Annotated in this window: 19 protein-coding genes and 2 tRNA genes; 12 read left to right on the top strand and 9 right to left on the bottom strand. The window is 71.2% G+C overall.

Annotated elements, in window-relative coordinates; genetic code table 11:
- Positions 1-28 precede the first annotated feature (28 nt).
- The 4 genes from IR212_RS11435 (at position 29) to IR212_RS11420 (ending at position 3,484) form a co-directional block, all read left to right on the top strand.
- A complete protein-coding gene (locus IR212_RS11435) occupies positions 29-1,225 on the top strand; it encodes a DNA polymerase III subunit delta' (protein ID WP_194396035.1) in 1,197 nt (398 codons plus the stop codon).
- A 29-nt stretch (positions 1,226-1,254) separates the two neighbouring features.
- Positions 1,255-2,796 (top strand): alpha/beta hydrolase, encoded by a 1,542-nt coding sequence (locus IR212_RS11430; RefSeq protein ID WP_194396034.1) that lies wholly within the window; start codon positions 1,255-1,257, stop codon positions 2,794-2,796.
- Between the two features lie 161 nt (positions 2,797-2,957).
- Positions 2,958-3,030 (top strand) — tRNA-Thr (locus tag IR212_RS11425).
- A gap of 58 nt (positions 3,031-3,088) precedes the next feature.
- Positions 3,089-3,484: a hypothetical protein gene (locus IR212_RS11420; RefSeq protein WP_194396033.1), complete on the top strand. Its 396-nt coding sequence runs from the start codon at positions 3,089-3,091 to the stop codon at positions 3,482-3,484.
- Positions 3,485-3,521: 37 nt separating this feature from the next.
- Here IR212_RS11420 and IR212_RS11415 read toward each other — a convergent pair whose 3' ends face one another.
- Positions 3,522-4,415, bottom strand: coding sequence for an EamA family transporter (locus tag IR212_RS11415; RefSeq protein WP_194396032.1), 894 nt, complete (start codon positions 4,413-4,415; stop codon positions 3,522-3,524).
- A 70-nt stretch (positions 4,416-4,485) separates the two neighbouring features.
- On the opposite strand from IR212_RS11415, the gene IR212_RS11410 reads away from it, so the two are divergent.
- The 3 genes from IR212_RS11410 (at position 4,486) to IR212_RS11400 (ending at position 7,952) form a co-directional block, all read left to right on the top strand.
- Positions 4,486-6,849, top strand: a complete 2,364-nt coding sequence (locus IR212_RS11410; protein WP_194396031.1) for an MMPL family transporter — start codon at positions 4,486-4,488, stop codon at positions 6,847-6,849.
- Positions 6,846-7,433, top strand: a complete 588-nt coding sequence (locus IR212_RS11405) for an isochorismatase family protein (RefSeq protein ID WP_194396030.1) — start codon at positions 6,846-6,848, stop codon at positions 7,431-7,433. The genes IR212_RS11410 and IR212_RS11405 overlap by 4 nt, the downstream gene beginning before the upstream one ends.
- A gap of 69 nt (positions 7,434-7,502) precedes the next feature.
- Complete coding sequence (locus IR212_RS11400; RefSeq protein ID WP_194396029.1) at positions 7,503-7,952, top strand: GNAT family N-acetyltransferase; 450 nt, start codon at positions 7,503-7,505, stop codon at positions 7,950-7,952.
- Between the two features lie 11 nt (positions 7,953-7,963).
- Here the strand turns inward: IR212_RS11400 and IR212_RS11395 are convergent, their stop codons facing one another.
- The 8 genes from IR212_RS11395 to IR212_RS11360 all read right to left on the bottom strand — a co-directional run bounded on the left by IR212_RS11395 (position 7,964) and on the right by IR212_RS11360 (position 18,697).
- On the bottom strand, positions 7,964-9,190 hold the full coding sequence (locus IR212_RS11395) for a nitrate/nitrite transporter (protein ID WP_273542094.1): 1,227 nt from the start codon (positions 9,188-9,190) through the stop codon (positions 7,964-7,966).
- The gene (gene narI, locus IR212_RS11390) at positions 9,187-9,987 is read right to left on the bottom strand and encodes a respiratory nitrate reductase subunit gamma (protein WP_194396028.1); all 801 of its coding nucleotides are present in this window, start codon (positions 9,985-9,987) and stop codon (positions 9,187-9,189) included. Before narI ends, IR212_RS11395 begins: the two co-directional genes overlap by 4 nt.
- Entirely contained in the window at positions 9,987-10,610 is a 624-nt protein-coding gene (narJ, locus tag IR212_RS11385; RefSeq protein WP_337907597.1) for a nitrate reductase molybdenum cofactor assembly chaperone, read from the bottom strand. The genes narI and narJ overlap by 1 nt, the downstream gene beginning before the upstream one ends.
- Positions 10,607-12,304, bottom strand: a complete 1,698-nt coding sequence (narH, locus tag IR212_RS11380) for a nitrate reductase subunit beta (protein WP_194396027.1) — start codon at positions 12,302-12,304, stop codon at positions 10,607-10,609. Before narH ends, narJ begins: the two co-directional genes overlap by 4 nt.
- Complete coding sequence (locus tag IR212_RS11375; protein WP_194396026.1) at positions 12,304-16,002, bottom strand: nitrate reductase subunit alpha; 3,699 nt, start codon at positions 16,000-16,002, stop codon at positions 12,304-12,306. The genes narH and IR212_RS11375 overlap by 1 nt, the downstream gene beginning before the upstream one ends.
- 76 nt (positions 16,003-16,078) lie before the next feature.
- A tRNA-Lys gene (locus IR212_RS11370) sits at positions 16,079-16,151 on the bottom strand.
- 41 nt (positions 16,152-16,192) lie between these two features.
- On the bottom strand, positions 16,193-17,761 hold the full coding sequence (locus IR212_RS11365; RefSeq protein WP_194396025.1) for a serine/threonine-protein kinase: 1,569 nt from the start codon (positions 17,759-17,761) through the stop codon (positions 16,193-16,195).
- Between the two features lie 270 nt (positions 17,762-18,031).
- Positions 18,032-18,697 carry a fasciclin domain-containing protein gene (locus IR212_RS11360; RefSeq protein ID WP_194396024.1) on the bottom strand — a complete coding sequence of 222 codons (666 nt, stop codon included), beginning with the start codon at positions 18,695-18,697 and terminating at the stop codon, positions 18,032-18,034.
- 200 nt (positions 18,698-18,897) lie between these two features.
- On the opposite strand from IR212_RS11360, the gene IR212_RS11355 reads away from it, so the two are divergent.
- The 5 genes from IR212_RS11355 (at position 18,898) to IR212_RS11335 (ending at position 23,098) form a co-directional block, all read left to right on the top strand.
- Positions 18,898-20,622 carry a cytochrome c biogenesis protein DipZ gene (locus IR212_RS11355; protein WP_194396023.1) on the top strand — a complete coding sequence of 575 codons (1,725 nt, stop codon included), beginning with the start codon at positions 18,898-18,900 and terminating at the stop codon, positions 20,620-20,622.
- Between the two features lie 33 nt (positions 20,623-20,655).
- Positions 20,656-21,258 (top strand): ECF RNA polymerase sigma factor SigK, encoded by a 603-nt coding sequence (gene sigK / locus IR212_RS11350; RefSeq protein ID WP_194396022.1) that lies wholly within the window; start codon positions 20,656-20,658, stop codon positions 21,256-21,258.
- Positions 21,258-22,163, top strand: coding sequence for an anti-sigma factor (locus IR212_RS11345; RefSeq protein WP_194398652.1), 906 nt, complete (start codon positions 21,258-21,260; stop codon positions 22,161-22,163). Before sigK ends, IR212_RS11345 begins: the two co-directional genes overlap by 1 nt.
- A 102-nt stretch (positions 22,164-22,265) precedes the next feature.
- Entirely contained in the window at positions 22,266-22,613 is a 348-nt protein-coding gene (locus IR212_RS11340; protein ID WP_194398651.1) for a helix-turn-helix transcriptional regulator, read from the top strand.
- A gap of 77 nt (positions 22,614-22,690) precedes the next feature.
- Entirely contained in the window at positions 22,691-23,098 is a 408-nt protein-coding gene (locus IR212_RS11335) for a VOC family protein (protein WP_194396021.1), read from the top strand.
- Positions 23,099-23,134 lie beyond the last annotated feature (36 nt).

Genomic DNA, 23,134 nt, shown 5'->3' with positions numbered 1-23,134 from the left:
GTCGGAGGCGGCGGTTAGGCTGGGCGGGATGGAAGCCGCGACCACGCCCGCCGTCGCGGGTGCACCCGAGGCGCGCGACGCCGCCGCCCTCGGCCTGCCGTGGGCAGAGGTGTGGGGGCAGGACGCCGCGGTCGCGACGCTGCGGGAGGCGGCATCCGACCCCGCCGCGATGACCCACGCGTGGCTCATCACCGGCCCGCCGGGATCCGGCCGATCGATCCTCGCCCACGCCTTCGCGGCCGCGCTCATCGCACAGCCCGGCGACGAGCGCGCGATGGCGCAGGTGCTCGCCGGCACCCACCCCGATATCACGGCGCTGCGGACCGAGGGCGTCATCATCTCCATCAAGGACGCCCGTGCGCTCGTGGAGCGGTCGTACTTCGCTCCGTCGCTCGGCCGCTACCGCGTCATCGTCATGGAGGATGCCGACCGCATGACGGAGCGCACCTCCAACGTGCTGCTCAAGGCCCTCGAAGAGCCGCCCGAGCGGACCGTGTGGGTGCTGTGCGCCCCGAGCGATGCCGACCTGCTTCCCACGATCCGCTCCCGCGTGCGCACGCTGCGACTGCGCGAGCCCGACGCCGTCGACGTCGCCGAGCTCATCGTCCGCCGCAGCGGCGTCGACCAGGCCGTCGCCGAGCAGTCGGCGCGCCATGCCCAGCGTCACATCGGCATGGCGCAGCGGCTGGCGACGGATGCCGCGGCCCGCGCTCGCCGGGACGCCACGCTCCGCGGTGTGCTGGGAGTGCGCGGCGTGGGGGACGCCGTCGAGGTGGCGGGCGCGATCGTCGCGGCGGCCACCGACGACGCCAGGGCGCTGACGTCCGAACGCGACGAGGCCGAGCGGGCGACGCTGCTGCGCACACTCGGCATCGCCGACGGGGCCGCCGTCCCGTCGGCGGTCCGCTCGCAGCTCTCCGCGCTCGAGGACGAGCAGAAGCGCCGCGCGACCCGCAGTCTCCGCGACGGCATCGACCGCGTGCTCACCGATCTCGAATCGATGTTCCGCGACACGCTCATGCTGCAGTTCGGGCGGGAGGGCGACCTCATCAACCGCGAACTGGACGCCGAGCTCCGCGCGCTCGCATCGGCCTGGTCGCCGGAGCGCACGCTCGCCGTGGTCGACCGGATCGCCGCGACGCGGGAGAACCTCGAGCTCAACGCCGCCCCCGTCCTCGCGCTCGAGAGCATGCTCATCACCGTCGCCAGCGGAAGGACGCCGTGACCCGCCCTCACCCCCGCCGAAGCCGTCGAATGCCGAGCGTGTCGCGAGCCCTCGCCGCGCTCGCCGGCATGACAGCCCTCACCCTCACGCTGAGCGGCTGCCTGTATGCGGCGATCCCGGATGCGGCGCCGCGGCCGGCAGCGAGCGCGACGCCCGACGTCGCGGGGGTGTCGCCCGAGCTGCTGCCGTTCTACTCGCAGACCCTCGACTGGACCACGTGCGGGCAGTTCGACTGCGCCACGGTGACGGCGCCGCTGGACTGGACGCAGCCGGCCACGGGCGAGATCGAGCTGGCGATCATCCGCAGTCGCGCCGAAGGGGCCGGCGAACCGATCGGTTCGCTGCTGACCAATCCCGGCGGCCCGGGGGCGAGCGGCGTGAGCTTCGTGCGCGACTCGGTGACGTTCGCCGTCGGCGATCCGGTTCGTCAGCGGTTCCACACCATCGGCTTCGATCCGCGAGGGGTCGGCGAGTCGACGGCCGTGACCTGCTTCGAACCCGCCGACATGGACGCCTACCTGTTCGACATCCCCGAGGGGGAGCGCGGCAGCGCCGGCTGGACCGATGAACTGCTGGCCGCCCATGCGGACTTCGCCGACGCCTGCGAGGCGAACAGCGACGGCATCCTGCCGTACATCACGACCGAGAACTCCGCGCGCGACATGGATCTCCTGCGGGCGGTGCTCGGCGACACGCAGCTGAACTTCCTCGGCTACTCCTACGGCACCTTCCTCGGTGCCACCTACGCGAAGCTGTTCCCCGAGAAGGTGGGGCGCCTCGTGCTCGACGGCGCCATCGACCCGGCGATCCCCGGCATCGACGTCGGCATCACCCAGGCGCTGGGCTTCGAGTCCGCGCTGCGGGCGTACATGGCCGACTGCGTGCAGGACGACGGGTGCCCGTTCCGCGGCTCCGTCGACGAGGCGATGGCGGATCTCGGCACGCTGCTGGCCGGAGTCGACCGCGATCCGCTGCGCAACGCCGATGGTCGCCTGCTGGGCGCCGACTCGCTGATGACGGCGATCGTGGCGGCGCTGTACTCGGCTGACAGCTGGGGCTTCCTGACGGTGGCGCTGACCGACGCGCTCGCCGGCGATCCGGCCTCGGCATTCCAGCTCGTCGATTTCTACTACGACCGGCAGGAGGGCGTCTACCTCAACAACCAGACCGAGGCCTTCCGCGCATACAACTGCATGGACTACCCGCTCGACGCGACGCCCGAGGCCGAGGCCGAGGCAGAGGCGCTGCTCGCAGCGGAAGCGCCGACCATCGCGCCCTACTGGGAGGGTCCCGACCCGTGCGAGGTGTGGCCGTTCCCGGCCACCGGCGTCCGCGAGCCGATCCCCGCCGAGGGCGCCGCGCCGATCGTGGTGGTCGGCACCACCAACGATCCGGCGACGCCGTACGAGTGGTCGGTGTCGATGGCGGACCAGCTGTCTTCGGGCGTGCTGGTGACCCGCGTGGGCGAGGGGCACACCGGCTACAACAAGGGCAACCCGTGCGTGGACGCCGCGGTCGAGACGTACCTCCTGGACGGCACGCCGCCACAGGACGGGCTGCGCTGCGAGTGACCGGACGAGAGCGGATGCCGTGCGCCGCGGCATCCGTCCGCCGGCAGGTCTCTCACCCGCCGATCACCCCTGCAGGGTCCCGCGGCGCGGCAGGGGCATGGTTCGCGACCACTCGCGCGACCCTGTAAGATCGTTGCTTGTGCATCGCGCAAGCGAGGCGCGCCACCTTAGCTCAGTCGGCAGAGCGATTCACTCGTAATGAATAGGTCAAGGGTTCGATTCCCTTAGGTGGCTCAGAACCGGAAGCGGCCGCCACGGCGGCCGTTTTCCGTCTCCGAAGGACGGTGGTGCGGTGCCCCAGGCGATCGACGCGCTCGCCGAGATCTTCTCGTGGATCGGATTCGGCCTGGGCGCCCTTCTGGCCGGCGTGGCGCTGATCATGTATCTCCTCGATGGAACCTGGGTGCCTGCCCGGGCCGTCCTCGAGGACTCGCCGCACGGTCGTGTCGCGCGCTGGTTCGACGACGAGGGGGGAGTCGGCGTGGCGCACCTCACCCACGAGCAGGAGCACGCGATCGGCGACGCCGACACGGCGGACGTCTTCGTGCGGCGGGGCACCCTCGACCGGATGCGCCTGACCCAGGGCTCGCCCGCGGTCCGCGCGGTCGCTCGGCTGGCCATGGGCCTGCTCGCGCTGGGTGTGGTCGCGGTGGCCACCTCGCTCATCGCGCTCTTCCTCCGCGGCTGAGTCCCGCGGCGGGCCGGCGGGCGGCGATGGCGGGCGGTCAGGCGACGGCGAGCAGGCCCCCGGCCACCAGCGCCAGAGTCAATCCAGCCCACTGGATCGCCGCGACCCGCTCGCGCAGCACGACCGACGCCAGGAGGATGGTCCCCGCCGGATACAGGGCGGTCAGCGCGGAGACCACGGCGAGTTCGCCCGTCCTCAGCGCGAGCAGGATGAGCGCGTTGGCGGCTGCGTCGGCGACGCCGCAGGCCAGCGCGAGCAGCCACGCCCGGGGTCTGCTCGGGGCGCTCGCGCCCGCGGGTGCGATGAGAAGGCGCGTCGTCGCCCCTCGGTGTGCTGCCGCGACGGCCAGGAGGCCGATCGCCGCGCCGGCGATCACGGCGGTGGTCGCCCGGCCGGCGAGCAGCGGCACCAGACCGCTGCCGGTCGAGGTCTGATCGACCGCGATGAGGAACCCGCCGATTCCGAGCCCCGAGCCGATCGCCATCGCAAGTCCGCGGGTGCTCGGCCGCACGATCCGCTCGCCGGGGACGAAGCCCACCAGCACCACGGCGACGAGGGCGACCGCCAGTCCGGCGTAGCCGGCCGGTGCGAGCGCGTCGCCCTTGACGAGCAGTCCCCACAGCATGGGCGCCACAGCCGAGACGACGGCCGTCAGCGGCGAGAGGATGCTCATGGGGCCGATCGCGAGGCACGCGTACAGCAGTCCGATCCCGATGGCGCTCAGCACGCCGGCAGCGACACCCCACGCCACGTCGACGCTCGTGGCCTCCCCGCCGATCAAAGGATGGATGAGTGACAGCGCGACCAGGCCGGTGGAGGCGGCGACGGCGGTGACGACCACCGGCCTGATTCGTCGCGCGGCGAGCCCGCCGAGGAAGTCGGCCGCACCGTAGGTCAACGCGCCCACCAGGGCGACGGCGGCGGCGATCATCGCGAATCAGCTTAGGTGTCACATCCGTCCGAAGTCGCCGGATCGGCATTTCGCTAGATAAGCTAGCGACATGCACGCGAAGAAGGCGGCTCGCCGCGGTCCCTCCCGTTGGCTGCGTATCGGCATCCCGGTTGTCCTCACCCTCATCTGGCTGGCCGCCGGGTCGGTGGGCGGCCCGTACTTCGGCAAGGTCGATGAGGTGTCGTCGAACGACCGCTCGACCTTTCTGCCCGAGAGCGCGGACGCCACCAAGGTCAACGAGCGGCTCGCCGACTTCCTGGGCGAGGAGAGCATCCCCGCCGTGGTCGTCGTCACCGGTGACGGCGAGCTGAGCGAGGACGACGTCGCCGAGGTCCAGTCCGTCGTGGAAGAGGTCGCCCAGCTCGACGCGGTCGCCGGCGAGGTCTCGCCGCCGGTGCCGTCCGAGGACGGCGAGGCGGTGCAGGTCTTCGTGCCGATCGACTCGTCGGCCGAGGTGGGCGAGGTGGTCGCAGAGATCCGGACGCTCCTGGCCGAAGACCTGCCCGAGGGCCTGGAGGGATGGGTCACCGGCCCTGCGGGCTTCACCGCCGATCTCGTGGAGGGCTTCCTGGGCATCGACGGGCTGCTTCTGGCCGTCGCCCTCATCGCGGTCTTCCTCATCCTCGTCGTGGTGTACCGGTCTCCTCTGCTCCCGATCCTGGTGCTGTCGACCTCCGTCTTCGCACTGTGCGCGGCGCTGCTGACCGTCTGGTGGCTCGCGTACGCCGGCATCGTGGTCCTCAACGGCCAGGTGCAGGGCATCCTCTTCATCCTGGTGATCGGCGCCGCGACCGACTATGCGCTGCTCTACGTCGCCCGCTTCCGCGAGGCGATCGCGGACGGGATGCAGAAGTGGGATGCCGCGCTGGCGGCGTGGCGCGGATCGGTCGAGCCGATTCTCGCCTCCGGCGGCACCGTGATCGCCGGCCTGCTGTGCCTGCTGCTGTCGGATCTGGCCACCAATCGCGCTCTCGGCCCGATCGCCTCGATCGGCATCGCCTTCTCGGTGCTGTCGGCGCTGACCTTCCTTCCGGCGCTCCTTGCGCTGTGCGGACGTGCGGCGTTCTGGCCGTTCATTCCGAAGCAGCCGCTGGCGATGATCCCCGACGACCTCACGCAGCCGGTGCGGGGGCTCTGGCCGCGTCAGGCTCGTTTCGTCGCGCGCCACGCCCGCACGGTGTGGATCGCCTGCACGATCGCTCTGCTGGCCGGCGCGTTCGGAATCACGCAGCTTCAGGCCGACGGGGTCTCGACCAGCGAGCTTGTGCTGGGAGAGTCCCAGGCCCGCGATGGCCAGGAGGTGCTCGCCGAGCACTTCCCGGCCGGCTCCGGCTCGCCCGTCTACGTCATCGTCTCCGGCGCCGACCTGGCCGACACCGTGCAGGTGCTCGAGGAGTCGGACGGCATCGACTCCGTGGCGGTCGCCTCCGAGGATTCGCCGACCGGTCAGGCCGCGGTCGCGGTCGAGGACGGCGAGGCCGTGCTCACGGCGGTCGGGCCCCCGGGAACCGCCGCCCCGCAGGCGACCGTCGCGAACGGCGACGTGCTCGTGATCGGGACGCTGTCGGATGCTGCGGACTCCGTCGCCGCCGAGGACCGGGTGCGGGAGCTCCGCGCTGACCTCGACGACGCCCTCGGCGCGGGGACGGCGATCGTCGGCGGCGAGACGGCCACCGACATCGACACCAACGACACCTCCACGCGGGACCGCACCGTCATCATCCCCGTCGTGCTGGCGGTCATCCTGCTGATCCTGATGCTGCTGCTGCGCTCCATCCTGGCGCCGGTGCTGCTCATCGGCACCGTGATCCTGTCCTTCGCGACGGCGCTCGGCGTGAGCGCGCTCGTCTTCAACAGCGTCTTCGGGTTCCCCGGCGCAGACCCGGCCGTGCCGCTGTTCGGCTTCGTGTTCCTCGTGGCGCTGGGCGTGGACTACAACATCTTCCTGATGTCCCGCGTGAGAGAGGAGTCCCTCGTGCACGGCACGCGCCCCGGCATCCTGCGGGGGCTGGTGGCGACCGGCGGCGTCATCACGTCTGCCGGGCTGGTGCTCGCGGCGACGTTCGCGGCGCTCGGGGTCATCCCGATCCTCTTCCTCGCGCAGATCGCGTTCATCGTCGCATTCGGCGTGCTGCTGGACACCTTCGTGGTGCGCTCGCTGCTGGTCCCCGCGCTCTCGTACGACATCGGCCGGGCGATCTGGTGGCCGTCGAAGCTGTGGCGGAGGGGACCGGAGACCGCGGCGGAGGCATCCGTCACTCCCATGGACGGCAGCGGGATGCCCGCAGCCGAGCGGGGTCCTGGGGCGGCCGACGCCGACGAGGTGCTTCCCGCTCAGACCGACCCCGAGCTGATCACCGACGACGGACACGCTCTCACCCGAGGCGAATACCGGCGTACGCTCGACGCATGAGCAAGGCGCTGTTCATCGTGGATGTCCAGAACGACTTCACCGAGGGTGGGGCCCTCGGCGTTCAGGGCGGGGATGCCGTCGCCCGACGCATCTCGGAGTACCTCGTCACCCATGCCGAGGAGTACGCCGTGATCGTCGCGTCCCGCGACTGGCATCACGCCGAGGGTGACAACGGCGGCCACTTCCATCCCGAGCCGGACTTCGTCGACACGTGGCCCGTGCACTGCCTCAGCGGCACGGAAGGCGCGGAGTATCACCCGGAGCTGGACACCTCGGCCGTGACGCATCACGTGAAGAAGGGTCAGGGAGCGCCCGCGTACTCGCTGTTCGAGGGCACCACAGACGAGGGCGAGACGGTCGCCCGCCTGCTGGAGGAACACGGCGTCGTGGACGTCGACATCGCCGGCATCGCGACCGACTACTGCGTGCGAGCGTCGGCGCTGGACGCGATCGAGCACGGCCGGCACGTGCGCATCCTCACAGACCTCGTCGCCGGGGTGGCCGTGGAATCGAGCGAGGCCGCGCTCGCCGAAGTCGCCCACGCCGGCGCCGAGCTCATCGAGTCGGGACTCGCCGCACCCTGACGGCGGCCACCCGGAGCACCGGGCCGCCCGGGCGCGCTCCGGGTGCCGCAACGGGTACCCTCGGGACTCGTGACCCGGATACGACCGATCGCACCCGCCGACCACGACGCCTGGCTGCCCCTCTGGCGTGGGTACGTCGACTTCTACGAGTCCGAGCTCTCGGCCGAGCAGACCGCGCTGACGTGGCACCGGCTGCTGGATCCGCAGTTCGCTCTCCACGGCGCGGTCGCCGAGGACGACGCCGGGCTCCTCGTCGGCTTCGTCCACTGGCTGACGCACCCGGCCACCTGGTCGGCGGCGCCCTACGTGTATCTCGAGGACCTCTACGTCGCTCCCGCCACGCGCGGTGCCGGCGCCGGACGCGCGCTCATCGCGCACGTCGAGCAGTGGGCGCAGGAGCACGACGCGGCGAAGGTGTACTGGCTCACGCAGGAGACGAACACGACCGCGCGTGCGCTCTACGACCGGGTCGCGACGCACACCGGGTTCGTGCATTACGAGATCGCCGTCCGGTCCTGACGGCGCACAGCCTATGAGGCGGGGCGCTGTCCCCGCCGCGCGAGGAAGATCGTGAATCCGAGCGCCACGAGCGCCGTGAGACACAGCAGGCCGAGTCCGATCGTGTAGCTGTGGGTCTCGGCGTTGTAGGTGGCGCCCATGACGAGCGGTGGGAAGTAGCCGCCGAGCCCTCCGGCCGCACCGACGATCCCCGTCACCGTGCCGACCTTCTCCGCCGGTGCGCGCTGGGCGACCCAGGTGAAGACTGCACCGGTGCCGAGACCCAGCGCGAGCGCCATGAGAACGAACGCAGTGCCGGCCGCCAGCTCGGGTGGCGGTTTCAGCGCGATCACGACCGCCATCACCGCCGCGCCGCCGAGCGAGATGCTGAGCACGGTCGCCGGGCCGATGCGGTCCGACAGCCATCCGCCGATCGGCCGGGCGATCACCGCGGCGATCGCGAAGCCCGCGGTGCGGGCGCCGGCGTCGGCGAGGTCGTACCCGTAGACCTCCTTGAGGTAGGTGGGGAGGTAGGTCGAGAAGGCGACGAACCCGCCGAACGTCACAGCGTAGAGGAACGCCATCTGCCAGGTCACCGCGAGCTTCGAGGCTGCGGCCAGCTTCGGCGCGACCGGTGCGGTGTTGGGCTTCCATCGCGGCGAGTCCCTCATGAAGAGCCACACGATGAGCGCGACGACGAGCAGCGCCCCGGCCATGATGAGGTGCGTGGGCACGTAGCCGAACCACGCCACCATGCGCGGCGTGAAGAACGCCGACAGCGCGGTGCCGCCCATGCCGGCGCCGAACAGGCCGGTCGCGAAGCCCCGCTTCGCCGGCTCGTACCATGCGTTGACGAACGGGATGCCGATGGCGAAGGTCGTGCCCGCGATGCCGAGCAGGAAGCCGAACGCGAGCATCAGCGCATAGGACCCCCACACGCCGGCGAGGGCGACGAGGACGACGGGCACGGCGGAGGCCGCGGTGAGGATGGTGAACATCAGCCGCCCGCCGAAGCGGTCGGTGAAGGCCCCGGTGAGGATTCGGCCGAGCGATCCCACGAGCACCGGCGTCGCGATGAGCAGCGACGCCTGTGTCGGGTTGAGGCCCATCTCCGCCGTGTACTGCACGCCGAGCGGGGCGACGAGGTTCCACGCCCAGAACGTGATCGCGAAAGCGAGGAGCGCCAGCAGCAGGTTCTTGGTGCGCCCGGGCAGTTCCTCCGTCCGGGTCGCGGCCGGAGTAGTGGCATCCTGCGTCATCGTCTGGTGCCTCCTGTCTTGCGGGTGGTCGGTCCCGGCCCGGCAGCGCGGCGGTCCGGGGTGCGGTCGCTGGTGCCGACGGGCGCCCAGCCGCGGCGGATGCCACGGGCTGTCGTCGGCCGCCCGTCGCGCGAGCGGTAGACGATGTACGGACGGAACAGGTAGTGGACCGGCGCCGTGAACGCGTGCACCAGCCGTGTGAACGGCCAGATCATGAACAGCACCATGCCGATCACGGTGTGGATCTGGAAGTCGAGCGACGCCTCACTCATCGCGGCGATGTCGGGCTGGAACACGAACAGCGAGCGGAACCACGGCGCCACCGTCTCGCGGTAGGTCGTCTCGTGCGGCGGCCCGATGACGCTCAGGACGGTCGTGGCGAGGCCCGCGACGATCGCGGCGACCAGCACCACGTACATCGTCTTGTCGTTCTTCGTCGTGGCCATGAACACGGGTCCGGTGGTGCGGCGGCGGTAGATCAGGATGCCGACGCCGACGAGCGTCGCGAAGCCCGCGACCGTACCCAGGCCGAGCGCGGCGAGGTGGTACATGTCTTCCGAGACGCCCAGCGCGTCGGTCCAGGCCCGTGGGATGACGAGGCCGACGACGTGCCCGATCACCACGACGAGGATGCCGAAGTGGAACAGCGGCGAGCCGATCCGCAGCAGCCGTGACTCGTAGAGCTGCGAAGAGCGCGTGGTCCACCCGAACTGGTCGTAGCGGTAGCGCCAGATCGTGCCGCCGACGAGCACCGCCACCATGACGTACGGCAGGATCCCCCACAGGAACAGCTCCATCACCGTCTCCCGGCCGGCTGGAGCGGCAGGAGCCGCGGGTCGTGTGCGTCGAGCCCGACCGACTCGCGCGGCGGGCCGGCCGCGGCCATCGCCATGGCCTGCTGGCGGTCTGCGGGCGAGCGGCCGGGAAGCGTGTCGCACACGGCGGCGACCACGCCGGCGTACGGCGAGCCGCGCTCGCCGAGTGCGATGCGGATGAGCTCGAGGCTCGGGCGGTACTCCTGCAGCAGGGCCGTCCCCTCGCGGGGCGCATGCCGGGCGAACTCGAGCACGACCGGGAGGAAGTCGGGCAGCTCGCCGGTGCCGTCGATCGCGAGCCCGGCCTCGCGGTACCGGCGCTTGAGGTCGGCGAGCACCGCGCCCCTCCGGCGGGTGTCACCGTCGGTCCAGTAGCTCAGGTACAGGGCGTGCCGGCGCGACATGTCGAACGTGTCGACGTACACCGACTGCACCTGCGCGGCGGGCGTCTCCGCCCACCAGGCGAGAAGAGGGGCGAAGGATGCCGCGGCCCGCGGCGCCGCCTCCTCCAGCGCCCGCCCGATCATCGGCGCGGAGCCCAGCACCGCGTCGTCGGGGTAGCTCAGGCAGAGCGACGCCGCCTGATGGACCACCCGGGCGTTCACGAGGATCCTCCCGGCGCGGCATCCGCGCCGCCTCCGGTCTCCCGCGGCGGGAACAGCCCCGGCGGGGCGCCGTTGCCGTCCCAGTTCAGGAGGTTCACCCGGCCCCGCAGCGACTCCCCGCCGGCGGGAGCGTCGGAGGTCTGGCGCTCCTTGAGGGCGTGGAACGTCTCGACCGCCACCGGCACGGGACGACCGCTCGCCTCGCCGAACATGCCCGCCTCATTGCCGTACGGGCCGCCGTCGAAGTCGAGCGAGCAGCCCAGCTCCTCGAGCTCGTGCGCCCGCTCATAGTGCGCGGTCGGGATCACGTAGCGCTCTTCGTACTTGGCGATCGCGAGGAGCCGGTACATCGCGTAGAGCGACTCGCCCGTCATGCCCACCGCCCGGGGGATCGACTCGTCGCGCTCGCGGTCGAGGGTGATGTCGCGCAGATAGGACCGCATCGCCGCGAGCCGCCACAGCACCCCGGTGATGATGTCGGTGTCGCCCGCGGTGAAGAGCTCGGCGAGGTACTCGACCGGGATGCGCAGCGCCTCGATCGCACCGAACAGGGTGCCCGCGGCCTCCGCGTCGTGGCCCTGATCGCGCAGCAGGTCGACGATCGGGGACAGCGGCGGGATGTACCAGACCATCGGCATCGTGCGGTACTCGGGGTGCAGCGGCAGCGCCACCCGGTAGGTCTTCGCGAGGGCGTAGACGGGGGAGCGGCGCGCGGCATCCATCCAGTCGTCGGGGATGTCGCCCTGCGCCCTGACCGCCGCGATCACCTCGGGGTCGTCGGGGTCGAGCATCAGGTCGAGCTGCGCCTCGTAGAGGTCCTTCGGATCGGGCGTCGACGCCGCTTCGGTGACCCGGTCGGCGTCGTAGAGGAACAGCCCGAGGTAGCGCAGGCGCCCCACGCACGTCTCGGAGCACACCGTCGGGATGCCGACCTCGAGGCGCGGGTAGCACAGCGTGCACTTCTCCGCTTTGCCCGTCTTGTGGTTGAAGTAGATCTTCTTGTACGGGCAGCCGGTGATGCACTGGCGCCAGCCACGGCAGCGATCCTGGTCGACGAGCACGATGCCGTCCTCGGCGCGCTTGTAGATCGCGCCCGACGGGCAGGACGCCATGCACGACGGATTCAGGCAGTGCTCGCAGATGCGCGGCAGGTAGAACATGAACGTCTTCTCGAACTGCAGCTTGATCGCGTCTTCCGACTCGCGCCGCACGCGCTGCACGATCGGGTCGAGGTGCCCCATCTCCGAGGCGCCGCCCAGATCGTCGTCCCAGTTCGCCGACCACGTGATCTTCGTGTCTTCGCCGGTGATGAGCGACTTGGGCCGCGCCACCGGGAAGTCGTCTGCGAGCGGGGCGTCGATCAGCGTCTCGTAGTCGTAGGTCCACGGCTCGTAGTAGTCCTCGAGCTTCGGCTGCACCGGTGACGAGAAGATCGTGAGCAGGCGCTTCAGCCGGCTGCCGGTGCGGAGTGCCAACCGCCCCCGCTTGTTGAGCGTCCAGCCTCCTCGCCACTGCTCCTGGTCCTCGTAGCGGCGCGGATAGCCCTGACCCGGCCGGGTCTCGACGTTGTTGAACCACACGTACTCGGTGCCGGCCCGGTTCGTCCACGCCTGCTTGCACGTGACCGAGCAGGTGTGGCATCCGATGCACTTGTCGAGGTTCATCACCATGCCCATCTGGGCCATCACACGCATCAGTACGTCACCTCCTGCGACCGGCGGCGCACCGTCGCCACCATGTCGCGCTGGTTGCCTGTCGGGCCGAGATAGTTGAAGGCGTACGACAGCTGCGCGTAGCCGCCGATCAGGTGGGTGGGCTTGACCAGCAGTCTCGTGACGGAGTTGTGGATGCCGCCGCGCCGGCCCGTCGCCTCGGACTTCGGCACGTCGATCGTGCGCTCCTGCGCGTGGTGCACGTACACAACGCCCGTGGGCATGCGGTGCGACACGATCGCCCGCGCCACGAGCACGCCATTGGAGTTCACGCACTCCACCCAGTCGTTGTCGGCGGCGCCGATGGCGGCGGCGTCGGCGGGACTCATCCACACGGTGGGACCGCCTCGTGAGAGCGAGAGCATGAAGAGGTTGTCCTGGTATTCGGAGTGGATCGACCACTTCGAGTGGGGCGTGAGATACCGCACGACCACCTGCTGCGCGCCGTCGGGGCCGAGCCTGGGCTCGCCGAAGAGGCGATGCAGGTCCAGCGGCGGGCGGTAGATGGGGAGCGCCTCACCCAGGTCGCGCATCCATGCGTGGTCGAGGTAGAAGTGCATGCGTCCCGTGAGCGTGTGGAAGGGCTTCAGACGCTCGATGTTCACCGTGAAGGGCGCATACCGGCGCCCGCCGGTCTCGGACCCCGACCACTCGGGCGAGGTGATCACCGGCACGGGCGCCGCCTGCGTCATCGCGAACGTGATGCGCTTCTCCTCCGAGCCCTCGGCGAGGTCGGCCAGCGGCTTGCCCACCCGCTTCTCGAGCGTGCGGAAGCCCTGCGCGGCGAGCTCGCCGTTCGTCGTGCCCGACAACGCCAGGATCGCCTCGGCCATCTTGACGTCGGTATCCATGGCGGGGCGCCCGTCGGCCGCGCCGCCGAGCATCACCCCGTTCTTCTGCGCGAGCCGCTCGACCTCGTGCGACACGTCGTACGTCACGTTCTTGATTGTGAACCCGAGCGTGTCCGCCAGCGGCCCGACGGCGGCGAGCTTGTCGGCGATCGCGGTGTAGTCGCGCTCGACGACGGTGAACTGCGGCATCGTCCTGCCGGGGACGCCCGGGACGTCGCCGCGCGCCCAGTCCCGCACCACGCCCCCTGGCTGCGACGTCTCACCCGGCGTGTCGTGCTGCATCGGCACCGAGACCAGGTCGCGGCGTGTGCCGAGGTGCGTGCGTGCCTGTGCCGAGAACTCCACCGCGATCGCGTGGAACAGGTCGAAGTCGCTCCGGGCCTCCCACGGCGGATCGATCGCCGGAGTGAAGGCGTGCACGAACGGATGCATGTCGGTCGACGACAGGTCGTGTTTCTCGTACCAGGTCGCGGCCGGGAAGACGACGTCCGACAGCAGCGTCGTCGAGGTCATGCGGAAGTCGGCCGACACGAGCAGGTCGAGCTTGCCCTCGGGAATCTCGTCCCGCCACTTCACGTCGTTCGGGCGCACGCTCGCCTCGTCGGACGCCATCACATTGCTGTGCGTGCCGAGCAGGTGCTTGAGAAAGTACTCGTTTCCCTTCGCGCTCGACCCCATGAGGTTCGAGCGCCACAGCGTCAGCAGCCGCGGCCAGTTCTCGGGAGCGTCGACGTCGGCGATCGCGGGCTGCAGGTCGCCGGCCTGCAGACGGGCCGCGACGTAGGATGCCGCGTCGGCGGCCTCTCCGCTCGCCACCGCCGCGTCCGCCTGGTCGGCGAGATCGAGCGGGTTGACGTCGAACTGCGGGTAGAACGGCATCCAGCCGAGCCGCGCGGACTGCGCGATCGTGTCAGCCGTGTGCATGCCGGCGAGGTTGCCCTCGGCGAGCGGGGACGCGAGGGCATCGGCCGAGTACCCGTCGAAGCGCCACTGGTCGGTGTGCATGTACCAATACGCGGTACCGATCATCGTGCGGGGCGGGCGGGACCAGTCGAGCGCGTTCGCGAGCGAGAGCCACCCCGTGATCGGGCGGCACTTCTCCTGCCCTACGTAGTGCGCCCAGCCGCCGCCGTTGCGCCCCATCGACCCGGTGAGGATCAGGAGGGCGAGGATCGCCCGGTACGTGGCATCCCCGTGGAACCACTGGCAGATGCCGGCGCCCATGATGATCATCGAGCGGCCGTTCGACTCGACCGCGTTCGCGGCGAACTCGCGCGCGATGCGCGTGCACGCCTGCGCCGGGACGCCGGTGATCTCCTCCTGCCAGGCCGGCGTGTACGGGGCGGCGGCGTCGTCATACCCGGCCGGCCACTCGCCCGGCAGCCCGTTCCGCGCGACACCGTACTGGGCGAGCATCAGGTCGAGGACGGTGGTGACCAGGATGCCGCCCACGCGGGTGGCGGGGACGCCCCGGCGAAGCACGCCGCCCGAGCCATCGGCCGAGTCGAACCGGGGAAGGAGCACCTCGACGGACTGCTGTTCCGCCGCCAGGTCTGCGATCGAGAGGGCGGGCTCGACGCCCTCGAGGTCGAGGTTCCACCGGCCCTCGCCCGAGGCGGCGTACCGGAACCCCATCGAGCCGTTGGGCACCCGTGGAGCGCCGGTCGCGGCATCCAGCACCACCGTCTTCCATTCGTCCTCGGGCGCGCCTCCGCCGAGATCCTTCGCGGTGAGGAACGTCCCGGGCACGAACGCCCCGTCGCGCTCGGTGAGGCGCACGAGGTGGGGGAGGTCGGTGTACTGACGGGCGAACTCGGCGAAGAAGGGCACGCGGCGGTCGACGTAGCTCTCCTTGAGCACGACGTGCCCCATGGCCATCGCGAGCGCGGCGTCGGTCCCGGCCTGGCACGGCAGCCATTCGTCGGCAAACTTCGTGTTGTCGGCGTAGTCCGGGCTCACCGTGACGACCTTGGTGCCGCGGTAGCGCACCTCGGCCATCCAGTGGGCGTCGGGAGTGCGGGTGACCGGCACGTTCGACCCCCACATCATGAGGTAGGTGGCATCCCACCAGTCGCCCGACTCGGGAACGTCGGTCTGATCGCCGAACACCTGCGGGCTCGCGACCGGCAGATCGGCGTACCAGTCGTAGAACGACGTCATCACGCCGCCGACGAGCTGCGTGAACCGGGTGCCGATGCAGTGCGACACCATCGACATCGCGGGGATCGGCGAGAACCCCGCGACCCGGTCGGGGCCGTACTCCTTGATGGTGTGGACGTACCCGGCCGCGACGAGTTCGACCGCCTCGCGCCACGAGGCGCGCACGAGCCCGCCCTTGCCGCGCGCCTGCTGGTAGCGCCGACGGCTCTCGGGATTCTGCGAGATCTCGCCGAACGCCTCGACCGGGTCGTTACCGCGCGCCTTCGCAGCGCGGTACTCCTCGAGCAGCACGCCGCGCACGTACGGGTAGCGCACGCGGGTGGGGGAGTAGGTGTACCACGAGAACGCGGCGCCGCGGGGGCAGCCGCGGGGCTCGTACTCGGGGCGGTCGGGACCGACGCTCGGGTAGTCGGTCTCCTGGGCCTCCCACGTGATGATGCCGTCCTTGACGTAGACCTTCCACGAGCACGAGCCGGTGCAGTTGACGCCGTGGGTGGACCGCACGACCTTGTCGTGGCTCCACCGGTCGCGGTAGAACGCATCGCCCTCGCGGCCGCCTTCGAGGAACGCCGCCCGATGATCGGCGGTCTGGTCCCAGCGGGTGAAGAAGCGCCCCGCAGACAGCAGAGCATCGGAAGCCGGCCCGTCCACACCGATCTGGGGCGTCATGCCACGGACCATAGCGAATGGTCGCGGGGCTGCGCCAGAGAGGCGGGATGCCGCTTGCCGACGGTCTGAAACGCGGTGGGCCCCGTGGGGCTCGAACCCACGACCCGCGGATTAAAAGTCCGATGCTCTACCGACTGAGCTAGAGGCCCTCATCAACAAGCCTACTTGCCGGATGGGGGAGCTTCTTCCGTCAGCGGTTGCCCTTGCCGTTGCCGCTGTTGCTCCCCGGCCCGTTGCCGTTGCCGTTGCCGTTGCCGTTGCCGTTGCTGTTGCCCGGGCCGCTGTTGCTGCTGCCCCCGCCGCCCGTGTCGGCCGGCTGCACATCCTGCGCGGGCGCCTGCTCCACGGGAGCCTCGACCGGCTGTTCCTCCGCAGGCGTCGTCTCCTCGACGACCGGGTTCTCGGTCGGGGCCGGTGCGGGCTGCTCGTCGACCGGCGACGTCGGGGCGGGCTCGGGCTGCGCCGACCACGCCGTGGACAGGAACAGCGCCCCGATGAAGAGGACGAGGGCGATCAGCGCTGCGACGATCGCGCCGATCACCACGGCTCTCCGGGTCGGCCGGCGCTGCTCGTCCGGGACGGACGGGAGAGTGGATGCCGCGGCCTGCCCGCCCGCGAGAGTGGCCGCGGCGGCCGGCGCGCGCGCATCGCGGCGGAGGGCTCCCCGCTCGGCGGGGGCTGCCGTCTGCGGGAAGGCCTGCGTCGGGCCCGTCGTCGGCCCGGTGACGCCGGCGGGAGTCGCAGCGGGGGCAGCACCCGCACCGGCGGCAGCGCCCGCACCGGCCGCTGCCGTACCGCTTGCCGCGACGGCACCGGCGGCGACGGTCGGAGTGTCGGTATCGGACGCGGTGACGACGGGCGTGGCGATCGGGGCCGTGGAAGGGTCGGCGTTCTCGCGGGCGATGGTGTTCTCCATCGCGGCGAGACGGGACGCCGCCGCGACGACATCGAGCGCGGAGGGCCGGTCGTCCGGGCGGATGGCGGTCATGCCGCGGAGGAGGCCCTGCCACGACGGGTGGAGGGATTCGGGGATGCGCGGCGCCGCCGACAGCCGCGCGATGACGGTGCCGATGCCCTCCGCGTCGCCGAACGGGCGCTCACCGGTGAGGGCCTCGATCAGCAGGAGGCCGAAGGCGTAGATGTCGGCGGCGGGCGCGGGCGGCGCACCCTGCGCCTGCTCCGGCGCGACGTAGGCCATCGTGCCGACGATGACGCCGGGCGTCGTCACACGTGCCGAGTCCATGAGGTACGCGATGCCGAAGTCGGCGAGCTTCGCGCGCCACTCCCAGCCGGGTCGAGGGGATTCCCACAGCAGAACGTTGGACGGCTTGATGTCGCGGTGCACCACGCCGTGCTCGTGCGCGACGTGCAGGCCCTCCGCGATGTCGATCGCGACCGAGGCGACGATCCGCGGGTCGACGGGCCCCTCCGCGATGAGATCGCGCAGCGTGATGCCGTCGACGTGCTCCATCACGAGGTAGCTGGCCTCGTTCGAGCCGACGCGCGCGTCGAACACCGTGACGAGGGAGTGGTGGCTGAGCGAGGCGAGGAGGGTGGTCTCCGACAGCGCGCGCTGCACCGAGTCGATGCCGTCGGTGGGTTCGCGGAACACCTTGACCGCGACGGAGCGCTGGAGGTGCGTGTCTTCCGCGCGGTAGACGCGCGCCATTCCGCCCTCGCCGATGCGCTCCTGCAGGACGTAGCGGTTGTCCAGCAGTTCGCCTGTCGAGACTTCGCCCGACTCGCGCAGGTCAGTCACATGCCCCTCCCGCCCGACGCCCGCACCCCTCCGGCGCGACTTCGGGCTGCTCTCAGGCTAGGCGGGCTCGGAGAATGCCGATAAGGACTTGACGGATGCGTCACGCCGTGCGATAACGCACCACGAGGCCGCCGACGCATCGTCGGCGGCCTCGTGCCCCCCGGGGATCCTGGCCGAGGAGCCGTCGCCCCAGACGACGGCGCCGTTCGAGACCCCCGTGCGCCGGTCCGTGAACCGGCTGTCATGCGCCGGTCCGCGACCGGCGGTGGGTCACTGTGCCGGAGGCATCAGGACCGCGTCGATGAGGTAGACGGTGGCGTTGGCGGTCTGCACGCCGCCGCAGATCACGTTCGCGTCGTTCACCATCCACATGTCGCCCTCACCGGTCACCTCGAGGTCGGCGCCCTGCACCGTGGTGTGCGTGCCGGCGATGTCGGCCGGCTCGATCTGGCCCGGCACCACGTGGTAGGTCAGGATCGACGACAGCGTCGCCGTATCGGTCTTCAGCGACTCGATCGTGGCCGGGTCGATCGCCGCGAACGCCTCGTCGACGGGCGCGAAGACCGTGAACTCGTCGCCGTTGAGCGTGTCGACGAGGTCGACCTCGGGGTTGAGCTGCCCGCTGACCGCCGACACCAGCGTGGTCAGCAGCGGGTTGTTGGATGCGGCCACCGCGACGGGATCGGCCGACATGCCCTCGATCGACCCGTCGCCGTCCGGCACCGCCTCGGCGTAGTCGGCGCAGCCGGGTCCGACGAGGTTCGCGGCGGGGTCGGCCATCATCGGCTCCTCCGTCTCCTCCATGGCGGGCATGGACGGCTCGGCCGACGGCTCGGCCTCCGTCGCGGCGCCCATCGAGCACGCCGACAGCGTGAAGGTGGCGGCGACCGCGAGGGCGAGCCCGGCCGAGACGCGCTTCCTGGTGATGCGAGACATGTGTTCCTCCTCCGTGCGGCCGTCGTGACCGCGATGTGGTGGGGCCCCGGTGGGGCGTGCCGCAGGAGCGGCTTCACGGACTGTTCGGAGGGCGGCCGGGATCGGATTGGAGGAGATCGGATGCCTCGCCATCCGCCACCGCGTGACCAATCCGAACCGGCACCCGGCGCGAACAACCCGCGACACGCAAAGGGGGCGCCGTGGAGCTCGTCATCATCGGTCTGCTGGGCGGACTCATCACCGGCATCTCGCCGTGCATCCTGCCGGTGCTTCCGGTCATCTTCCTCACCGGCGGCGCGCAGTCGGCCCGGTTCGACGGCGGTTCCGATGCCGCGCCCGCGTCCCGACGGCGTCCCTACCTGGTGATCGCGGGACTGGTCACCAGCTTCACCCTCGTGACGCTGCTCGGCTCCCTCGCGCTCGGCGCGCTCGGGCTCCCGCAGGACGTGCTGCGCTGGGCGGGCATCGCGGTTCTCGTACTCATCGGCGTCGGGCTGCTCGTGCCGCGATTCGAGCAGCTGCTCGAGAAGCCGTTCCAGCGGCTCGCCCGCCGCTCGGAGGTGCGCAACGGCGGCAGCGGATACGGCGTCGGGCTCGCGCTGGGCACCGTGTTCGTGCCCTGCGCCGGTCCGGTGCTGGCCGCGATCATCGTGGCCGGCTCCACCGGGCGCATCGACGCGGGCACGGTGGTGCTGACGGTGTCGTTCGCCCTCGGCGTCGCGATCCCGCTGCTGTTCTTCGCGCTCGCCGGCCGAGGCCTGGTGGAGCGGATCCGTGCGTTCCGCCGGCGCGAGCGGGGTCTTCGCATCGCGGCCGGCGTCGCCATGCTCGCGCTCGCCGTCGGCCTGGTCTTCAACGCGCCCCAGGCGCTTCAGCGCCTGGTGCCCGACTACACCGCCGGCGTCCAGCGCGAGCTCACCGACAACCCCGAGGCACGTCGCGCTCTCGACCTCGGCGGACTCGTCACCGACGAGAACCGCGAGCTCGACCAGTGCACCAACGGCGCGCCGGAGCTCGAGTCGTGCGGCACCGCCCCGAGCATCCGCGGCATCGAGGCGTGGCTCAACACCCCGGGCGGCGGCGCGCTGGATCTCGCGGACCTGCGCGGCCAGGTCGTGCTCATCGACTTCTGGGCGTACTCCTGCATCAACTGCCAGCGCAGCATCCCCCATGTGGTGGCGTGGGACGACGCGTATCGCGACGCGGGCCTGCAGGTGATCGGCATCCATTCTCCGGAGTACGCGTTCGAGAAGGACGCCGCGAACGTCGCAGCCGGCGCGCGCGACTTCGGCATCACGTACCCCGTCGCACTCGACAACAGCCTCGCGACGTGGACCAACTACCGCAACCGCTACTGGCCCGCGCACTACCTCATCGACGCCGAGGGGACCGTCCGGCATATCGCCTTCGGCGAGGGGAACTACGCCGCGACCGAGAAGCTCATCCGGCAGCTGCTGGAAGACGCCGATCCCGCCGTCACGCTGCCGGGGGTCACAGACGTGGACGACGACACGCCCGAGACCGGCTCCCGCACCCGCGAGACCTTCCTCGGCTCTTCGAAGGACGTCAACTTCGGCGGCGAGCGGCCGTACCGCGCCGGCGTGGGGGAGTACGAGCTGCCGGAGCGCCAGCCCGCCGACAGCTTCGCCCTGGACGGCCGGTGGCGCATCGAGACGCAGTACGCGACGCCGGCGGGCGGCGCAGGTGGCGGCATCCGTCTGCTGTTCCGCGCACAGGAGGTGCGCATGGTGCTGGCCGGAGAGGGCGAGGTGCGGGTGCGCCTCGACGGCGGTGAGGAGCGGGCCGTCGAGGTGTCGGGAACCCCTCGCTCGTACGGCGTCGTCTCCGGCGCGGACGGCGGTGACCACGAGTTGGAGGTCGAGGTGTCACCGGGGGTGGAAGTGTACTCGTTCACCTTCGGGTGAGCGCGCGCACCGACAAAGCCGGGGGAGTGCGGCATGCTGGTGGACGTGGTGATCGACGGAATCGACGTGCCGGAGGACGGCACTCAGCCCGTCGATCGCGTGGGCGCACTCCTGCAGCTGGTCGCCGTCGGCGACCAGGCGGCCTTCGCCCGTGTGTACGACCTGATGTCTCCGCGCGTCTTCGGCCTGATCCTGCGGGTGCTCGTGGACCGGGCGCAGAGCGAGGAGGTGCTGCAGGACGTCTTCCTCGAGGTGTGGCAATCCGCTTCGCGTTTCGCTCCGAACAGAGGACAGGGAAGGGCGTGGGTGCTCACGATCGCGCACCGGCGGGCGGTCGACCGTGTGCGGTCGTCGCAGGCGAGCACGGATCGTGATGTGCGCGCGGGCTTCCGGGACCTCGACGTCGCCCACGACGGGGTCTCTGAACAGGCGGAGCTGCGGATCGAGGGTGAGCGGGTCGCACACGCGCTCTCGGCTCTCCCGGAAGCGCAGCAGGAGGCACTGATCCTGGCCTACTACGGGGGATACAGTCAGAGCGAGATCGCCGCACTGGTGGGGGCGCCGCTGGGGACGGTGAAGACGAGGATGCGGGACGGCCTGTCCCGCCTGAGGGTCGAGATGGGGGTGACCGCGTGATGGACGAGCAGGAGTTCGCCGAACTGGCTGCAGGCGCCGCGCTGAACGCGCTGTCGCCGGCCGATCGCGCGCTGTTCGAGGCGGCGCGCCGCGATCATCCCGAGTGGGACCACTGGGTGCGGGCGGACGTCGCCACCGCCGCCGCCCTCGGCGAGGACGTGCCCACCGCCCTTCCGCCGCTCACCTCGCGGTCCACGCTGCTCGCGCGGATCGCGACCACTCCGCAGCTGCCCGCCATGGACGCGTCGGTCGCCGCGGCCGCCGCACCACTGACCGCATGGACGCAGTCTCCCGCCGACGCATCCTCGCCGGAGCCACCGGTCACCGGCGCCTCCATGGACGCGCCCGCGGACGGGTCCGCGGCGGCGCAGTCAGCGGATGCCGCGGCATCCGCCCCGCCCGCGGAGCCGCCGCCCAACACCGCCACGATCCAGGCGGTGTCCCGCCGCAACTGGACGCGCGGCATCCTGGCGCTCGCCGCGTCGATGGTGCTGCTCGTGGCGCTGGGACTCGGAGCGGCGATGATCAACGACTACCTGAACCGCCCCCCGGCCGTCGTCGCGCTGCAGCAGATCGAGGACGCTCCCGACGCGCAGTCTGCGACCGTCGATGTGATCGACGGCGGCTCGGCGACCGCGCACTGGTCCGAGTCGGTCGGCAAGGCGGTGCTCGTGTCGCAGGGGCTGCCGCAGATCGCGGACGACGAGACCTACGAGATGTGGTTCGTGCGCGACGGCGCCGCCGAGTCGGCGGGGACCTTCGACCCCGCCGGGCTCACCACCACCGCGCTGCTGGATGGGGCCGTCGAGCCGGGCGACGTGATCGCGATCACCGTCGAGCCGCAGGGTGGCTCGCCGACCGGGGAGCCGTCGACGGACCCGATCGTGTCGATCCCGACCGCGTGATCCGCCGGCGCGGGCGCGCACCTGAGCCGGTACCGTGATGCCGTGGCCTCCGCCCGGCAGACGATCCAGACGCTCGCGCACCTGCGCCGCGCGCGCGACCTGATGGACCGCGACTACGCCGAGCCGCTGGACGTGCCGACGATGGCCGCGAAGGCGCTGATGTCGCCTGCGCACTTCTCCCGCGAGTTCAAGGCCGCGTACGGAGAGACGCCGTACGCGTACCTGATGACCCGTCGCATCGAGCGCGCGATGGCTCTCCTGCGCGAGGGGATGTCGGTGACCGATGCCTGCACCGCTGTCGGGGCGACCTCCCTCGGTTCGTTCAGCTCGACGTTCACCCAGATCGTGGGTGAGACTCCGAGCGCGTACCGGTCCCGCCCGCACGACGCGGCGGAGGCCATGCCGCTGTGCGTCGCGAAGATCCTCACCCGCCCCACCCGCTACGCCTGAGCGCGTCGGGACGGACGTGCGCAGGGTCGAGCAGGATCGAAGAAGCGGCTGCCCGGGAAGGGTCCTACCGTGGTGGCATGACGAACATCTTGCTCGCGTACAGCCCCGTCACGGTCGACGACGTCGACGCCGCCATTCCCTTCTACCGGGACGGCCTCGGCCTCGAGATCGTAGCCGACGTGTCGTACGACGGTCATCGCTGGGTGAGCTTCGGCTTCCCCGGGCAGCCCGGCCTGGCGCTGGTCGTGTCCGACCCGACGGCCGGACGCTCGCCGGATGACGGCGAAGCGCTGGAGCGGCTGATCGTGAAGGGATCGGGGCCCGGGCCGTACGTGTTCACCTCGAGCGACCTCGACGCAACGTTCGAGAGGCTGCGCGCGTTCGGAGCCGAGGTCCTGCAGGAGCCGAAGGAGCAGGGCTGGGGACAGCGGGATGCCGCCTTCCGCGACCCCGCCGGCAACCACATCCGCATCAATCAGGGCTGAGGTCGGCACCCGTGTGCCTGCCGTGGACCGCCGCGG

It is taken from the genome of Microbacterium atlanticum, from assembly GCF_015277815.1.
Lineage (GTDB): Bacteria > Actinomycetota > Actinomycetes > Actinomycetales > Microbacteriaceae > Microbacterium > Microbacterium atlanticum.
This window is presented reverse-complemented; position numbering and strand designations above follow the sequence as displayed.

What these genes read in the sequence shown, in the direction of transcription:
- narI (WP_194396028.1), bottom strand. Translation starts at nt 9,987, where the DNA reads ATGGAGCTGTTCCTGTGGGGGATCCTGCCGTACGTCATGGTGGCGGTG.
- IR212_RS11410 (WP_194396031.1), top strand. Translation starts at nt 4,486, where the DNA reads ATGCACGCGAAGAAGGCGGCTCGCCGCGGTCCCTCCCGTTGGCTGCGT.
- IR212_RS11395 (WP_273542094.1), bottom strand. Translation starts at nt 9,190, where the DNA reads ATGACGCAGGATGCCACTACTCCGGCCGCGACCCGGACGGAGGAACTG.
- IR212_RS11360 (WP_194396024.1), bottom strand. Translation starts at nt 18,697, where the DNA reads ATGTCTCGCATCACCAGGAAGCGCGTCTCGGCCGGGCTCGCCCTCGCG.
- IR212_RS11415 (WP_194396032.1), bottom strand. Translation starts at nt 4,415, where the DNA reads ATGATCGCCGCCGCCGTCGCCCTGGTGGGCGCGTTGACCTACGGTGCG.
- sigK (WP_194396022.1), top strand. Translation starts at nt 20,656, where the DNA reads ATGCTGGTGGACGTGGTGATCGACGGAATCGACGTGCCGGAGGACGGC.
- IR212_RS11405 (WP_194396030.1), top strand. Translation starts at nt 6,846, where the DNA reads ATGAGCAAGGCGCTGTTCATCGTGGATGTCCAGAACGACTTCACCGAG.
- IR212_RS11435 (WP_194396035.1), top strand. Translation starts at nt 29, where the DNA reads ATGGAAGCCGCGACCACGCCCGCCGTCGCGGGTGCACCCGAGGCGCGC.
- IR212_RS11340 (WP_194398651.1), top strand. Translation starts at nt 22,266, where the DNA reads ATGGACCGCGACTACGCCGAGCCGCTGGACGTGCCGACGATGGCCGCG.
- IR212_RS11345 (WP_194398652.1), top strand. Translation starts at nt 21,258, where the DNA reads ATGGACGAGCAGGAGTTCGCCGAACTGGCTGCAGGCGCCGCGCTGAAC.
- IR212_RS11335 (WP_194396021.1), top strand. Translation starts at nt 22,691, where the DNA reads ATGACGAACATCTTGCTCGCGTACAGCCCCGTCACGGTCGACGACGTC.
- narH (WP_194396027.1), bottom strand. Translation starts at nt 12,304, where the DNA reads ATGCGTGTGATGGCCCAGATGGGCATGGTGATGAACCTCGACAAGTGC.
- IR212_RS11430 (WP_194396034.1), top strand. Translation starts at nt 1,255, where the DNA reads ATGCCGAGCGTGTCGCGAGCCCTCGCCGCGCTCGCCGGCATGACAGCC.
- IR212_RS11375 (WP_194396026.1), bottom strand. Translation starts at nt 16,002, where the DNA reads ATGACGCCCCAGATCGGTGTGGACGGGCCGGCTTCCGATGCTCTGCTG.